Below are 14,965 nucleotides of genomic sequence, written 5' to 3' on the forward strand. Positions count from 1 at the left end.
CTGAATTCAGTAAGATTCTGCGGGCAGTAGATGCCCCTGTCAATGGATCGTGAGCCGCCGCTCAGTCCGAAGTGCCGACGAGGCCGAGCAGTTCGGCCAATCGCAGCCGATGACCGTCGGCCGTGCCGAACAGCGCCTCGTCGGCCCGCGCCCGGCGGACGTACAGATGGGCCGGGTGTTCCCAGGTGAAGCCGATACCGCCGTGGAGCTGCACGTATTCGGTCGTGGCGAGGCGGTACGCGCCGGTGCACGCCACCGCCGCGGCGCTCGCGGCGACGGGCAGCTCGGGGGTCCACTCCGCCAGACAGGCGTTCGCGTAGGCCGACGCCGACCGCGCCCCTTCCACCTCGACCAGCAGATCGGCCAGTCGATGTTTGACCGCCTGGAACGAGCCTATGGCGCGACCGAATTGAGTTCGTTGCGAGACGTACTCCAGAGTGGCGCCCAGGGCATGCAGGCTGCCGCCGACATGCTCGGCGGCGAGCGCCACCCGCCCGGCGTCGAGGACGGCGTCGACGATTCCGGGCGCCTGTCCGGGCTCGCCGACCGGTTCGGCCGGTGTTCCCCGGAAGCGGACGAGCGCCTGACAGCGGGTGGGGTCGAGGACGCGCCTGGCCGTGCGATCGCAGGTCGAGCCGTGCCTCCCACCCGGCGGCGCCGGTTCACAGGCGAACAGCCGCTCCCCGTCCGGCGTCCGGGCCACCACCAGCAGCAGATCGGCGCCCTCGCCGTCGGGCACGAAATCGGCTTCCCCGCGCAGCACCCAGCCGTCGGGCCCGCGCTCGGCCGTCACCTCGGCGGCCTGTACGAATCCGGCGACCGTGGCCGTGACCGCGCCGGAGGCGATCCCGGGCAGCCAGCGCTCACAGGCCCGCCGATCACCACTGCCCAGCAGGGCATGCCCCGCGAGCACGACGGTCGTCAGCAGCGGTGCCGGACACAGCACGCGCCCGGCCTCCTCCAGAGCCACGGCGAGTTCGGCGAAGGTGTACCCCCCACCGCCGTACTCCTCCGGCAGGGCAAGCCCGTGCACCCCGATCTCCCCGGCGAGCCGGGCCCAGAGCGCCTGGTCGTACCCGCGCGGACCTTCCACCTGCTTGCGCACCTCTTCGGGCCCACAGGCCTCGGCGAACAAGTCCCGCAGAACCGCCCGCAGTTGACGCCGCTCCTCGGTCTCCAGCAAAACCGCCGGATCCACATCGAGGCGATTCACACAGACCTCCCCAGATCGAACAACTCGGGTTCCATGGGCGCCCCGTCAGGGGCGCGGGGCTGTGACATCGTGCGGCTCCGCCGCGTGGGCGCGACCAGCCACAGCGAGCCCGCAGCGACAATCCGAAGCGGAATCCCAGGAACCCCTCACACCGTGAATCGCCCCCCGTTGGCGAGCAGCACGGTCCCAACGAGATTCACCGCCTCATCACTCGCCAAAAACAACGCGACATCGGCGATCTCGCCCGCCGTGGCGTAGGGCCGAACCCGAGGACCGGCCAGATCCTGCCGCAACGCGACAAGCGTCCGCGCCGCCATCCCCGTGTCGGTGGGCCCCGGCGCCACCGTGTTCACGCGGACGCCGAACGCGATCGCCTCCTTGGCGACGGCCTGGCTCAACGCGTGCGCGCCGGCCTTCGACGCCGCGTAGTGCGGATAGCCGGCCGGAGCGTCGAAGGCCGAGGAGGAGCCGACGGTGACGATCGCACCGGACCGGTGGGGCGCCATGACCCGCAACGCAGCCCGCAGGACATGGAAGGTGCCATCCAGGTTGACCCCCATGACACGCCGCCACGCGGCCCCGTCGAGCCGGGTGAGGACGTCGGGCGGCCGTTCGTCGAGCAGCGCGTCGGCGATCCACTGCTTCGCCTCCGGGTCGTCGACTCCGGCCGCGTGCACCACGACGTCCAGGCACCCGCGCTCCCGTACGACCTCTTCGACCGCCCGGTCGACCTGGTCGGCGTCCGAGACGTCCACGGTCACGGATCTCGCGCCGGGCAGTTCCTTGGCGACAGCCTCGGCAGCGGAGCCGTCGACGTCCGCGGCGAAGACGGTGGCCCCTTGCGCCGCGAGTCGTCGGGCGACCGCGGCGCCGATGCCGGAGCCGGCTCCCGTGACCAGCGCGGCTCGACCCGTGAAGCGTCCGCGTGACACGTCTTCGTCGTCCATCGGGTTGACCCGCCTCCGCTCACTTGTTGAGCTACTTATTGAACTGACTTCATTTTTGCTACCGTTTCGCTCATGTCAACAGGCAGGATGAGAGCAGTCCGGATGACACGCTGGGGCGGCCCACCGGTGCTCACCGAAGTGGCACGCCCAAGCCCCGAGGCGGATGAGGTCCTGATCCGGGTGGAGGCGGCGGGCGTGTGCCGCTCCGACCTCCACGTCCTGGACGCCGGGCCCGATGCCCTGCCGTACCGAACTCCGTTCACTCTCGGGCACGAGGTCGCCGGGCGCGTGGCCGAGCGCGGCCCAGGGGCCACCGGTCCGGCGGTGGGTGAGCGCGTGGTCGTCTACGGCCCCTGGGGGTGTGGGCGGTGCAGCCGCTGCAGAGCCGGCGCGGAGAACTACTGCGACCGCCGCTCGGAACTCGACGCGGTCCGGACCGGCACGGGAGCGGGGCTCGGGCGCGACGGCGGAATGGCCGACTTCCTGCTCGTACCGTCCGGGCGGCTGCTGGTTCCGGTGGGCGATCTGCCCGCCGCGCAGGCGGCTCCGCTGTCGGACGCCGGGCTCACCGCGTACCACGCCGTGACCGGGATCCGGCCGTCGCTGCCACTCGACGGCGAGGGCGGTGGAGGTGGCAGTGGCAGTGGAGGTGGCAGTGCGAGCGTGGCCGTCATCGGGGTCGGCGGACTGGGGCATCTGGCGGTCCAGATCCTGCGGGCCACGACGTCGGCGCAGGTCCTCGCCGTGGACGTACGCGAGGAGGCGCTCGCACTGGCCGACGCCTGCGGAGCGCACTTCGGGACGCTGCTGCGGCCCGACACCGCGGCGGCCCTCCGCCGACGGGCCGGTGGCGTCGGCGTGGATGCCGTGCTCGACTTCGTCGGCAGCCACTCCAGCCTGGAGCTAGCGGTCGGCGCCCTGCGGGCGGGCGGCGAGCTCGCCGTCGTCGGGAGCGGCGGCGGGGAGCTCACGGTGCGCAAGCCCGGCGCACTGCCTCCCGGGGTACGGATCTCGCTGCCCTTCTGGGGGACGCGGCCGGAACTCGAAGAGGTCGTCGCCCTGGCACGCAAGGGTGCGGTGAGGGTGGAGACGGAGGAGTTCGCCCTGTCGAGCGCGCCGGAGGCGATCGACAGGCTGCGCTCCGGCCAGACGCGGGGGCGTGCGGTGCTCGTCCCCGACTGATCCGGACCGCCTTGCCCGGCCGAAAGCAGCTCTGTCGAACCTTGTGTCGACACACCTCTCGACTACAGAAGTGAGTTCAATTAGGGTTCAGGTCACTCAGCGACACGACAAGGCGGTGGGACCCGCTATGGGTGTTGGAACAGTGGATCTGCTGGTGGTGGGCGGCGGAATGGCCGGGCTCTCGGCCGCCGCCCGGGTGGCCGCGGAAGGCGGCTCCGTGGTTCTCGCGGAGAAGGCGGAGCGCACCGGTGGCTCCGCGCGCTTCGCCGGCTTCGTATGGACGACCCCCACCTTCGACGAATTGCGTCGCGTCAATCCCGACGGCGACGCGGAACTCGCCGCGGCCCTGGTGGACGGGTTCGCCGACGCGGTGGCCTGGATCCGGTCGCTCGGCGTGGAATGCCGGCCGCCGGTGCCCGTACTCGGCTTCGGCCGGGGACATCAGATCGACACGAACCACTACCTCGACACCTGCGAGCGGTTGATCCGCGACCGGGGCGGCGAGGTACTGACCACCACCTCGACGCGCAGCCTGCTGACGGAGAACGGCGCGGTCACGGGTGCGGAGTGCGAGCTGCCGGACGGATCGATCCGCCATATCGACGCCACCTGGACCCTGCTCGCGACCGGCGGATTCCAGGGGGATCCGGGCCTGCGCATGGAGCACGTACATCCCCAGGCCGCGGACATCGAACTGCGGGCGAACCCGCACAGCCAAGGCGACGGGCTGTCGCTCGGTCTCGCGGCGGGGGCGGCCTTCGGCAAGAAGGACGCGGGTTTCTACGGGCATCTGATGCCCGCCGGCGTCTCTCTCGCCGACCCCGCCCGATTCGTCGACCTCGCCCTCTACTACAGCGAGCACGCCCTGCTGTTCGACCTCACGGGCGAACGGTTCGTCGACGAGACCGTCGGGGACCATCTGACCACCATGGCGCTGCTGGAAAGACCGCAGGCCCGTGGACTGCTGGTCGCCGACGCGCGGGTGCACCGGGATTGGATCTCCGCGTCATACGTGGAGGGCATCCCCGGCGTGGACAAGTTCCAGCTCTGCCATCGCGCGGGCGCCCGCAGCGCGGTCGCCGACAGCCTGGAGGAGTTCGCCTGGATGCCTGAGGAGTGGGGTTACCCGGGCGGCAGGATCCGTGACCGGGTCGAGGAGTACAACGCCACCGTCGGCGGGGGCGGCGAGCCGGCCCCGGGGCGGCTGCTCGACCGGCAACCCCTCGACGAGCCGCCCTTCTATGTGATCGAGGCCGCGCCCGCGATCACGTTCACCTTCGGCGGTCTGATCATCGACGCCGAAGCCCGCGCCCTGGCGGCGGACGGGCGGCACACCGTGCCCGGCCTGCTCGTGGCGGGTGCGGACGCGGGCGGGCTCTACCGGCGCGCCTACGCGGGGGGCCTCGCTCCGGCGCTCGTGTTCGGTCTGGCGGCCGCGCGGACCGCGCTGCCCTAGGGCCTGCCTCAGTACCTGCCTCAGGACCTTCCCGTCGGGCAGATCGTGCCGGACAGGCACCAGATCACCCGCACTCCGACAAATCCCGTGCACGAGTCTTGCCCGTCCGGCACCGGAGTGCCTAGCTTACTGAATTGAGTTCACTTTACTAAGCGGCGAGAACCGCGTGCACGGCTTTCGAGCACGTGGCGCGAACACGCCGCACGCGCATCCCGAAGTTCTTCGAAGAAGGAGGGACCGTGAGTCAGTTTCTGCTGGTCCTGGTCAGCGGCGTGGCCAGCGGAGCCGTGTACGGCCTCATGGGACTCGGCCTGGTCATCATCTATCGGGCCACGGACGTCGTGAACTTCGCGATGGCGTCCCTGGCGACCCTGGGCCTGTATGTGGCGGTCTCGCTCCGGGACCAGGGGGTGGCGACGGTGCTCGGCATCGTCGCGGCCGTCACCATCACCGTCGTGGCGGGCCTGCTGGTGCGTGAGACCGTGATCAGGCCCCTGGGCCAGGGACAACTGTTCTCCGCGCTGGTCGTGACGATGGGCGTGTCCCTGGTGGTCGAGAACGTGGCCAGTTCGATCTGGGGCGACGAACCGAAGTCCTTCCCCAACCTGGTCAACGGCACGGTCAGCTGGTCGGGCGCGGCACTGCCGGTACAGAGTCTGGTGACGATCGCCGTCGCCGCGGTGGCGATGGCCGTCGTGGGCTATCTGTTCGCCCGCACGACGCTCGGCTCCGCGATGCGCGCGGTGGCCGAGAACGCGGACACCGCACGCGTCGTCGGGCTGGGGGCACAGCGCCTGGCCAGGATCGCCTGGGCACTCGGCCTCGGCCTCGCCGCACTCGCCGCGTGTCTGTACGCGCCGAGGTCGGGGCTGGTACCGACCGCCCTCGTCGCACCGCTGTTCCGCGCCTTCGCCGGGATCTTCCTGGGCGGCCTGACGAGCATGTACGGCGCTGTCGTCGGCGGACTCACCGTCGGTGTGCTGGACAACCTCGCGGCGAACTACGCCTCCGCCAGCCTCCGGGACACATTCGTCTTCTCCTTCACTGTTCTCGTGCTGCTGATCCGCCCTCAGGGCATCTTCGGCACCCGCACCTTCCAACGGGTCTGAGGGGTCGTATCCATGGTCTTCAACCGTTCCCTCCTCGCGAAGGCCGCGCTCGGGCCGGCCGCCGGCGCGGTGCTGATGGCCTTCATGGCCTCCGGCGCGATCCCGGCGTACCAGATGTACTCCGTGGCGCTCGCCGCGATCTACACCGTCGTCGTGCTGTCAGTCGGCCTGCTCGCGGGCTGGTCGGGCATCTGGTCGGTGGGCCACCCGGCGTTCTTCGCCATCGGCGCCTACTTCGCCGCGTACGGCAGTGGCCACGGCTGGTCGCTGGAGACGGTGGTCCTGGGAGCAGTGGTCACCGGAGCCGTCCTCGGCGGCTTCCTCGGGTACGCGGGTGCCAGGTTCTCCATGCTCTACATCGCCCTGCTGACGCTCGCCTTCACCATGGTGACGCTGGAGCTGGTCAACCGCTGGAGCAGCGTGACCGGCGGCGACCAGGGCGTCGCGGTGCTCCAACTGCGCAGTTCCCTGGGCCTGGGCACCCTCGCGGGCGGCAGCACCGAGTCCCAGTACCTCGCGGTCGGCGCCGCGGCCGTGGTGCTCGCGCTGGCGGTACCGGCCGCCGCGTCCGGACTGCGGATGCGGCTGGTGGCCGCGAAATCGCATCCCCTGGCGGCCCGTACGATCGGCATCGCGCCCGAGGCGCAGTCGGCGCTGGCGTTCGCGGTGAGCGCCGCGTTCACCACCTTCGCGGGTGTACTGCTCGGACTCATCACCGGTTTCGTCAGCCCGGATCCGTTCTCCCTCAACCTCGGCATCGCGCTCATCGCGGCGTGCGTGCTGGGCGGCGTCGGAACCATCGTCGGCGCGGTGGCCGGCGGCGCCTATCTGACCTGGAACCCTTCACTGTCGTCCGCCGTGGGACTCCCCCAGCCGGTCGTGCAGGGCCTCGTGCTGGTCGGGGTGCTGCTGTTCCTGCCAGGCGGAGTGGTGCCGTTCCTCAGCGCGCCCCTGCGGTCGGTGCTCCGGCGTGTGGGGCGACGGCCGGCATCGGCACCCGCGCAGTCGAAGCCGAGCCCTGCCGTCGACCTCGAACCGCGGCAACCGACAACCGCCACCGCCACCGCCACCGGTGAAGCCGACGTCGTGCTGCGCCTGGAGCACGTGTCGGTCGCGTACGGCGGGCTGAAGGCACTGGAGGATGCCTCGGTGTCGCTGCGGCAGGACGAGGTCCTGGCCGTGATCGGGCCCAACGGGGCGGGAAAGACAACCCTGTTGAACGCGGTGTCGGGGCTGACCGGCAACGGCCGGGTGAGCGGGACGATCGACTTCGCGGGCGGTTCCCTGCTCAAGGCGCGGGCTACCGCGCGGCGCCGACTGGGCATCGGCCGTACGTTCCAGCACGCGGAGGTTTTCTCCGAACTCACCGTCACCGAGAACGTGTTGTGCACGCGCCGCTGGATCACCGCCCGGGACCGGGCCGACGTCGCGCGGCTGCTCGACTCGGTCGGCCTCGCCGACGTGGCCGACCGACGGCCCGGAGAGCTGCCGTTCGGGCTGCAGAAGCGCCTGGACCTCGCCCGTGCGATGGCCGAGGAACCGAAACTCCTGGTGCTGGACGAACCGTTCGGCGGTCTGGACGCCGGCGAACGGGCACTGCTGGCACAGCAGATCAGGCGGCTGCACGCCCAGGGCACCGCCGTGCTGGTCATCGACCACGTCCTCGACGACCTGTTCTCCGTCGCACACCGGGTGCTGGCCTTCGACTTCGGCCTCACCATCGGCGAGGGCACCCCGGACACCGTGCTGGACAACCCCGAGGTGCGGTCGTCGTACCTGGGTACGGTCGGTGGCCGGGCCGAGCTGCCCGAGCAGGTCGGTGAGCGGAGCGTGCTGCGGCTGAGCGGGGTCGGTCACAGCTACGGCGGCGTGGTCGCCCTGCGGGACGTCGACCTCGACGTACGCGAGGGGGTCGTGCTCGGGATCGCCGGGGCCAACGGCGCCGGGAAGAGCACCCTCGCCGGGATCCTGCACGGCTCGCTGAAGCCCGCGCGCGGGAGCAGGGAGACGGGCGGGACCGTCGTCCGTACCAGCCTGGCGCCCGAGGGACGGGCCCTGTTCAAGACGCTGTCCCTGCGGGAGAACCTCGAAGTGGCGGCCTACGCGGCGGGCATCACCGGGGCCCCGCTGCGCGAGCGCCTCGCGGAGACCACCGAGTGGCTGCCGCCCCGGCTGCGCGACCGCATGTCCGTGTCGGCCGCCGGACTGTCGGGCGGGGAGCAGCAGATGCTCGCCATCGCCCGCGCCCTGATCGTCAAACCCGACGTCCTGATCGTCGATGAGCCGGCGCTCGGGCTCGCGCCCGCGCTGGTCGACGAGGTGTACGACCGGCTGGTGCGGCTGGCCCACGACGGCCTGACGGTCGTTCTGCTGGAGCAGTTGCTCAGCCGTGCCATGTCCGTCTGCCACGAGGTGGCCGTGCTGCACGAGGGGTCGGTCGCCGCTCAGGGGCGGCCCGGGGACCCGTCGTTCGCCGCCCTCGCCGAAGCGGCGTACTTCAGCGGCGCCCGGGAGACCGCCGCGACCACCGCTCGACTGTGAAACAAACTGAACTCATGTTGTGAACTGTTGTGAACGAGGTGGACCGTGTTCCGGACAATGAGAAAGTTCCGCCGCGCCGCGGGAACGACGGCCGTCCTGGCCGTGGTGGCGCTGACCGCCAACGCATGCGCCGACCAGGACTCCGCAGGAGCCGGCGGCAACGCGTCGGAGATCCACATCGGGGCGTGGCTCCCGACGACCGGCGCCACCGCCTCGTACGGCGTGCCGCAGAAGGCGGGCGCCGAGGCGTACTTCAAGATGATCAACGCATCCGGGGGCATCAACGGCCGCAAGGTCCGGTGGACCGTCAAGGACAACGCGGCCGACCCTCAGCAGACCGTGCAGATCGCACGCGAACTCGTCGGCCAGGACAAGGTCGTGGCCATAGTGAACGCGAACGGCACCTCCCAGGCGGAGGCGGCCTTCCCGTTCGTCCTCAACCAGTCCAAGGTTCCGGTTCTCAACGAGGTGGGCGGCAACGAGTCCTGGTTCAAGCCGCCGCGCCCCGGCCTGTTCGGCACCCAGACCCTGTACGAGGACCAGGCAGCGGCGATCGCGGCGTGGGCGGTGCAGGACGGCGCGAGGAAGATCCTCGTCGTGCACAGTGACCCGGCCGCGTTCGTGAACGTGGCCAAGCAGGTCGAGCCCGTCGCGAAGAAGGTGGACCCCTCGGTCGAGGTCGACCGGCTGACGGTCAAGTACCAGACCACCGACTACACCCCGGTGATCAGCAAGGTGAAGGCCGCGAAGACCCAGGCGGTGATCCTCATCCTCACCTCCCCCGAGGCGGCCGCCTTCCTGAAGGAGGCCAAGCTGCAGGGGCTGTCACTGCCCACGTACGCCTACGCGCCGGTCGCCGCGGAGTCGACGGTCTCCCTCGCCAAGGACGCGGCCGAGGGGCTCAAGGCCGTACAGCTGGTCAAGGCGCCCACCGACTCCGACCCCGCGGTGAAGGAGTTCCGCACCGCGATGGCCAAGTACGAGCCCAAGCAGCCCGCTGGATTCCTGGCGCTGTGGGGCTGGAGCAACGCGAAGGTGTTCGCGGAGATCGCGAAGACCATCAAGGGGCCCGTCACGGCCGACGCGATCGACAAGGCGTACGAGAAGGCGACGAAGGTGGACACGGGGGTGTCGCCGGTCATGAACTTCAGCCCGAGCAACCACCTCGGCACCCGCAGCGTGCAGCGAGTGGTCGTGAAGGACGGGGTCTGGACGTCCGAGGGCGACTTCTACACTCCGCCGAAGCGCGGCTGAGCCTGTTCGGGGCTCCGGCCGGGCGAGGGCTGGCCGGGCGGGGGCCGGCGGGGCTCCGCAGGACAAGGTCCGGTGCCGCGCGTTGAATGGGATGTATGGGTGTTCGGCGACAGGCGAGGCACCACGGAAGCACGGCGGTGACAGCGGCCGCCGTGGCCTCCCTCCTCGCCGCCGGGTACACCGCCACCCCATCCGCCGCGGCACCGGCGGCGGATCCGCCGCCCCAGCCGCCACCTCAGCTCACGCAGTCGAAGGTGGACGACGCCGTGGACCGGCTCGACGGGATCGTCCGGGACGGGATGAAGGAGACGGGCGTTCCGGGTGTCGCGGTGGCCGTGGTGTACAAGGACCAGGTTGTCCATCTGAAGGGCTTCGGGGAGCGGCGGGTAGGTCAGTCCGGGGACGTCGGACCGGACACCGTCTTCCAGCTGGCGTCCCTCTCCAAGCCGCTCGCCTCGACCGTCGTCGCGGGCGCGGTCGGCGACAAGGTCATCACGTGGGACGACCCGGTGGCCGAGCACCTGCCCGGCTTCGCGCTCAAGGACCGCTGGGTCGGTGACCATGTCACGGTCGCCGATCTCCTCTCGCACCGCAGCGGGCTGCCCGACCACGCCGGTGACCTGCTCGAAGACCTCGGATACGACAGGGCGTACATCCTGGACCATCTGCGGGAGGAGCCGCTCACGCCGTTCCGGGCCAGTTACGCGTACACCAACTACGGCGTCACGGCGGCGGGCCAGGCGGTCGCGAACGCCAAGGACACCACCTGGGAGAAGCTCGCGGAGGACACGCTCTACTCCCCCGCCGGCATGAACTCCACCAGCTCCCTCTTCGCCGACTACGACAAGGCGACGGACAAGGCGGCCACACATGTGAAGGACGCGGACGGTACCTGGGAGGCGAAGTACGTACGGGACGCCGACGCCCAGTCGCCCGCGGGCGGCGCGAGTTCCACCGCGAGCGACATGGCCACCTGGCTGCGGCTCCAGCTCGCCGACGGAAAGCTGGGCGGGAAGCAGATCGTCCCCGCCGACCAGCTGGAGCGCACTCATCTGCCCGAGATCGTCTCCAGCCCGCCGCCGGCACCGGCGGGCCGCGCCGGCTTCTACGGCCTTGGCTGGAACGTCGGTTACGACGACCAGGGGCGGCTGCGGCTCAGCCACTCCGGCGCCTTCGAACTCGGCGCCAACACGAACGTGACGATGCTGCCCGGCGAGCAACTCGGCATCGCCGTCCTCACCAACGGGGCACCGGTGGGGCTGGCCGACTCGGTCGCGCTCGACTTCTTCGACATCGCCCAGCACGGCGAACCCACCACCGACTGGCTGCCCCTGGTCGACAAGGTGTACCAGCAGCAGTTGGACGCGGACCGCTCCCCCACCGACTACAGCCAGCCGCCGGGGAACGCGGCCGCCGCCCGGTCCGACGACACGTACACGGGCACGTACGAGAACGACTACTACGGTCCGCTGACCGTGACGGCCGCGGACGGCGAACTCACCATGAGCCTGGGGCCGAAGCCGACGACGTTCCGGCTCACCCACTTCGACGGCGACACGTTCAGCTTCCGGACGGCCGGGGAGAACGCGACCGGACTGTCCGGCGTCACGTTCGACGTCGGTTCGGGATCCGAGAACGCGGGCGGCGCGCAGGCGTCGAAGGTGACCGTGGAGGCCTTCGACGAGAACGGCCTGGGCACCTTCACGCGCCCCTGACCTCCCGTACGTAGCCGCGTTCCTTGTCGACCACGTTGCGCAGTTCCCGGCCCTCGGCCCTGCGGGTCAGGTTGTCGAGGAACAGGTCCGCGAGGTCGTCGCGCCAGCCGGTGACCTCGCCGGCCGTGTGCGGGGAGACGATGACGCCGGGCAGGTCCCACAGGGGTGAGGCGGCGGGCAGCGGCTCGTGGGCGAAGACGTCCAGGGCCGCTCCGGCCAGGCGGCCGTCGGTGAGGTGCCGGACCAGTGCCTCCTCGTCGACGAGTCCGCCCCGGCCCACGTTCACGAGCCGCGCGCCCGGCTTCATCGACGCGAGCACGGACGCGTCGACCATGCCCCGGGTGGCCGTCGTGAGGGGAGCCGCGAGCACCACGTAGTCCGCCGCGGCCAGGGCGGGACGCAGCCCGGAGAGGGCGTGCACCCTGCCGAAGTCGGGGTCCTCCGCACACTCCGTACGTCCTACGGCGCTCACCCGCATGCCGACGGCGCGGAGCATGCGGGCCACTGCACGGCCGATGGGGCCCGTGCCCCACACGAGGACGGTCCGTCCGTCGATGCGTTCGCTGTCCCGGGGCCGCCACTCGTGGCGCCGCTGGTGTTCCCAGGTGCCCGGGAAGTCCTTGGCGAGGGCCAGGATCAGGCCGAGTACGTACTCGGCGATGGGCCGGTCGTAGACGCCGCGCGAGTTGGTCAGCACCACCCGGGGGTTGTCGACCAGGGCCGCGAAGAGCAGTGAGTCGACACCGGCGGCGGCCACATGCACCCAGCCGGGTGCGCTCGACGGGTCCGCGGGCCAGGCCGCCTCGACCGCCGGAGTGATCGAGTGCCAGCAGAGCAGGGCGTCCGCGCCGGGCAGGAGGTGCGGCAGTTCCTCCTCGGTGGCGTACACCGTGTCCGCGAGGCTTTCGATGCCGGCGGCGTTGTGCGGCAGGATGCCGCGGTGCAGGACGACAAGCCGGTCGGCCAAGGCGGTTCTCCCACGGCGTGAGTAGGTGCGGGGCGGCTGGTACCAGGTACCGCTCCCACCCTCCGGGGGTCGTGGCGGAAGGGTCAACGGCCACGGTGTTCTCCCGGGACGGCCGCTGTGGACGGTGTGTCAACCGGTCGGCGGCCACGGAACACACTGTCCACCCGCCGTCTCCCAAGAGAACACCGTGTTCATTGACGGTGGATACGCGCTGAACCAGGGTGATGGCCAACCCCGGACCGCCTCGCCCGGCCACCCCGGTGACGACCGGTCCGCACCGCGTACAGCGCTGTGCGCCTTCCTCCGCCCTCGCATCCCCCAAAATCTCGCGGATCCCCCGCGTTCCCCCGTATCTCCCGCATCCCGCTTTCCAATGCTTGACGTACGAAGCCTCCTTCGCCCGGTCCCCCTGCCGGCGCGCGTCCCCCTCGCCTTCCCGCGTCCCCCAGGAGCCTCAAGCATGTCCCTGACCTCATCGACCACCGGCGGGGCCTCGTCGCTCGACGACGCGCCCGTCAGTTCCTTCCACCGCCGGATCATGGTGGTCGCCATGGGCGGCCCCTTCTGTGACGGCTATCTGCTCGGAGTGATGGGTGTCGCCCTCGGCCTCATCACGCCCGCACTCGCCCTCGACACCTTGTGGACGGGCCTGATCGCCGCCTCCGTCCTGGTCGGCGTGTTCATCGGCGGCGCGGTCTTCGGTCCCATCACCGACCGGGTCGGCCGCCATCTGATGTACGTCCTCAACCTGGCCACCTTCGTGGTCTTCTCGGCGCTCCAGTTCTTCGTCACGGAGGTCTGGCAGCTGCTGGTGCTGCGGCTGCTCATCGGCATCGCGATCGGCGCCGACTACCCCATCGCCTCCGCCCTCACCACCGAGCTGGTGCCCCGCCGGATGCGCGGCCCGGCCCTGTCAGGCCTGGTCCTCGCGTGGTGGGTCGGGTACGGAGTGAGCTACTGGGTGGGCTGGGCGCTGACCGGCCTCGGCGACGACTCCTGGCGCTGGATGCTGGCCTCCGGCACGGTCCCCGCGCTGGTCTTCCTCTTCATGCGGGCCGGCATCCCCGAGTCCCCGCGCTGGCTGGCCTCGCGCGGCCGCACGGACGAGGCGAAGGCGGTCGTCCGCAAGCACCTCGGCCAGGAGGTGAGCGACGAGGAGCTGCTCGCGGAGGGCCGCCAGGAGAAGCGGGGCGGCTCCGGGCTCGGCAATCTCGTCGAGATCTTCAAACGCGGCTACACGGTCCCGGTCATCTTCTGTTCCGTCTTCTGGATCTGTCAGGTGGCGCCCGCCTTCGCGGTCCGCTCCTTCCAGCCGCAGATGCTGTCCGCGTTCGGCGTGGGGAGCACGTACGGCGCGAGCGCGTTGATCACCACCATCGCGGTGGCCGGCATCGGGCTCGGCCTGGTGGTCGTCAACCGGATCGGCCGCCGGTCGCTGCTGATCAGCAGCTTCGTGTGCATCAACGTCTCGTTGATCGCGCTTGCGGTCCTGCCGCTGCACTGGGCCTTCGTCGTGGTGGCGCTGTTCGCCGCCTTCCAGTTCTTCGAGGCGGCGGGCAGCGGGCTGCAGTTCGTCTACCCGAGCGAGCTGTTCCCGACCGACCTGCGGGCCACGGGCGTGGGCATCGCCACCGCCATGAGCCGCGTGGGCTCCGCCTCCTCCACGTTCCTCCTGCCGATCGCCGCCGAGGACCTGGGCGTCCGCGGCACGCTCGGCATCGCCGTGGCGATCACGCTCGTGGGACTCGTCGTCTCCTACTTCCTGGCCCCCGAGACCAAGGACCTGGGCCTGACCGAGGCCAGCAACCGGTCCTGAACCCCACTCACCCCCCTTCCCTCTTACGCCTCAACCCCCGTCCCACACAGAGGAGTTCACTCCATGCGCAAGGTCGTCAGCTTCGACTGCTACCGGACCCTCATCAACTTCGACACCCGGACCGCCACGCACGACATCGTCAAGGACCGCCTGGCCGAGTTCGGAGTCGACCCGGACCAGTTCCACCACGACGCGTACGTCATGCGCTTCCAGGGCGTCGTCGACGACTACCGCCCCTACCGCGAGGTCGTCCGCCGCACCCTGCGCAACGTCATGCTGCTGCACGGCCTGGAGTACCGGGACGAGGACGGCGAGGCGCTGATCGAGGCCATCAAGAAATTCACGCCGTTCCGCGAGGTCCCGGACGCGCTGCGCCGCCTCAAGGGCGAGTACGACATCGCCATCCTCTCCAACAGCGAGGACGACCTCATCTCGTACGCCGTCGACGAGCTCGGCGTGGAGTGGGACTACGTCCTCACCGCCGAGCAGGCCGGAGCGTACAAGCCGCTCCCGCAGGCTTTCGAGTACCTGATGAAGGCCACAGGACGCGGCCCCGAGGACATCATCCACACCGCGCAGGGATGGGAGTACGACATCATGCCGACCAAGCGGTACGAGGGCATGCGGCGGATCTGGGTGAACCGGTACGGCTTCCCCGGCTCGGCCGCCTACCAGCCGTACGAGGAGATCAGCGACCTCTCCGAGCTGCCTCCCCTGCTCGGCGTCTGACCTTCGTCGTCTCCTCGTCCAGCCGCCGTGAAAGGA

General features: G+C 70.6%; 11 protein-coding genes. 8 read left to right on the forward strand and 3 right to left on the reverse strand.

The annotated features are described in order from the left end of the window. Window positions 1-61: 61 nt before the first annotated feature. Window positions 62-1,213 carry an acyl-CoA dehydrogenase family protein gene (locus tag ACZ5VQ_RS03540; protein WP_469103469.1) on the reverse strand — a complete coding sequence of 384 codons (1,152 nt, stop codon included), beginning with the start codon at window positions 1,211-1,213 and terminating at the stop codon, window positions 62-64. Between the two features lie 146 nt (window positions 1,214-1,359). Then, complete coding sequence (locus ACZ5VQ_RS03545; protein ID WP_469103470.1) at window positions 1,360-2,160, reverse strand: SDR family NAD(P)-dependent oxidoreductase; 801 nt, start codon at window positions 2,158-2,160, stop codon at window positions 1,360-1,362. An 87-nt stretch (window positions 2,161-2,247) separates the two neighbouring features. Between ACZ5VQ_RS03545 and ACZ5VQ_RS03550 the strand changes: the two genes are divergently transcribed. The 6 genes from ACZ5VQ_RS03550 to ACZ5VQ_RS03575 all read left to right on the forward strand — a co-directional run bounded on the left by ACZ5VQ_RS03550 (window position 2,248) and on the right by ACZ5VQ_RS03575 (window position 11,417). Further along, window positions 2,248-3,342: an NAD(P)-dependent alcohol dehydrogenase gene (locus ACZ5VQ_RS03550; protein WP_469103574.1), complete on the forward strand. Its 1,095-nt coding sequence runs from the start codon at window positions 2,248-2,250 to the stop codon at window positions 3,340-3,342. 127 nt (window positions 3,343-3,469) lie between these two features. Next, on the forward strand, window positions 3,470-4,798 hold the full coding sequence (locus ACZ5VQ_RS03555; protein WP_469103471.1) for an FAD-dependent oxidoreductase: 1,329 nt from the start codon (window positions 3,470-3,472) through the stop codon (window positions 4,796-4,798). Between the two features lie 239 nt (window positions 4,799-5,037). Further along, complete coding sequence (locus ACZ5VQ_RS03560; protein ID WP_307518809.1) at window positions 5,038-5,907, forward strand: branched-chain amino acid ABC transporter permease; 870 nt, start codon at window positions 5,038-5,040, stop codon at window positions 5,905-5,907. 12 nt (window positions 5,908-5,919) lie between these two features. After that, complete coding sequence (locus tag ACZ5VQ_RS03565; protein ID WP_469103472.1) at window positions 5,920-8,448, forward strand: ATP-binding cassette domain-containing protein; 2,529 nt, start codon at window positions 5,920-5,922, stop codon at window positions 8,446-8,448. Window positions 8,449-8,505: 57 nt separating this feature from the next. Next, window positions 8,506-9,702: an ABC transporter substrate-binding protein gene (locus tag ACZ5VQ_RS03570; RefSeq protein ID WP_469103473.1), complete on the forward strand. Its 1,197-nt coding sequence runs from the start codon at window positions 8,506-8,508 to the stop codon at window positions 9,700-9,702. Between the two features lie 95 nt (window positions 9,703-9,797). Next, window positions 9,798-11,417 (forward strand): serine hydrolase, encoded by a 1,620-nt coding sequence (locus tag ACZ5VQ_RS03575; protein ID WP_469103474.1) that lies wholly within the window; start codon window positions 9,798-9,800, stop codon window positions 11,415-11,417. On the opposite strand, the gene ACZ5VQ_RS03580 is transcribed toward ACZ5VQ_RS03575, so the two are convergent. Continuing rightward, entirely contained in the window at window positions 11,404-12,384 is a 981-nt protein-coding gene (locus ACZ5VQ_RS03580; protein ID WP_469103475.1) for a D-2-hydroxyacid dehydrogenase, read from the reverse strand. The two genes, ACZ5VQ_RS03575 and ACZ5VQ_RS03580, sit on opposite strands and share 14 nt — an antisense overlap. A gap of 460 nt (window positions 12,385-12,844) precedes the next feature. On the opposite strand from ACZ5VQ_RS03580, the gene ACZ5VQ_RS03585 reads away from it, so the two are divergent. Together ACZ5VQ_RS03585 and ACZ5VQ_RS03590 are read left to right on the forward strand one after the other, a co-directional pair. Then, complete coding sequence (locus ACZ5VQ_RS03585; RefSeq protein WP_469103476.1) at window positions 12,845-14,200, forward strand: MFS transporter; 1,356 nt, start codon at window positions 12,845-12,847, stop codon at window positions 14,198-14,200. Window positions 14,201-14,263: 63 nt separating this feature from the next. After that, window positions 14,264-14,929 (forward strand): HAD-IA family hydrolase, encoded by a 666-nt coding sequence (locus tag ACZ5VQ_RS03590; protein WP_469103477.1) that lies wholly within the window; start codon window positions 14,264-14,266, stop codon window positions 14,927-14,929. Window positions 14,930-14,965 lie beyond the last annotated feature (36 nt).

It is taken from the genome of Streptomyces sp. NPDC033178 (assembly GCF_055577685.1).

What these genes read in the sequence shown, in the direction of transcription:
- ACZ5VQ_RS03545 (WP_469103470.1), bottom strand. Translation starts at nt 2,160, where the DNA reads ATGGACGACGAAGACGTGTCACGCGGACGCTTCACGGGTCGAGCCGCG.
- ACZ5VQ_RS03550 (WP_469103574.1), top strand. Translation starts at nt 2,248, where the DNA reads ATGAGAGCAGTCCGGATGACACGCTGGGGCGGCCCACCGGTGCTCACC.
- ACZ5VQ_RS03555 (WP_469103471.1), top strand. Translation starts at nt 3,470, where the DNA reads ATGGGTGTTGGAACAGTGGATCTGCTGGTGGTGGGCGGCGGAATGGCC.
- ACZ5VQ_RS03565 (WP_469103472.1), top strand. Translation starts at nt 5,920, where the DNA reads ATGGTCTTCAACCGTTCCCTCCTCGCGAAGGCCGCGCTCGGGCCGGCC.
- ACZ5VQ_RS03570 (WP_469103473.1), top strand. Translation starts at nt 8,506, where the DNA reads ATGAGAAAGTTCCGCCGCGCCGCGGGAACGACGGCCGTCCTGGCCGTG.
- ACZ5VQ_RS03575 (WP_469103474.1), top strand. Translation starts at nt 9,798, where the DNA reads ATGGGTGTTCGGCGACAGGCGAGGCACCACGGAAGCACGGCGGTGACA.
- ACZ5VQ_RS03585 (WP_469103476.1), top strand. Translation starts at nt 12,845, where the DNA reads ATGTCCCTGACCTCATCGACCACCGGCGGGGCCTCGTCGCTCGACGAC.
- ACZ5VQ_RS03590 (WP_469103477.1), top strand. Translation starts at nt 14,264, where the DNA reads ATGCGCAAGGTCGTCAGCTTCGACTGCTACCGGACCCTCATCAACTTC.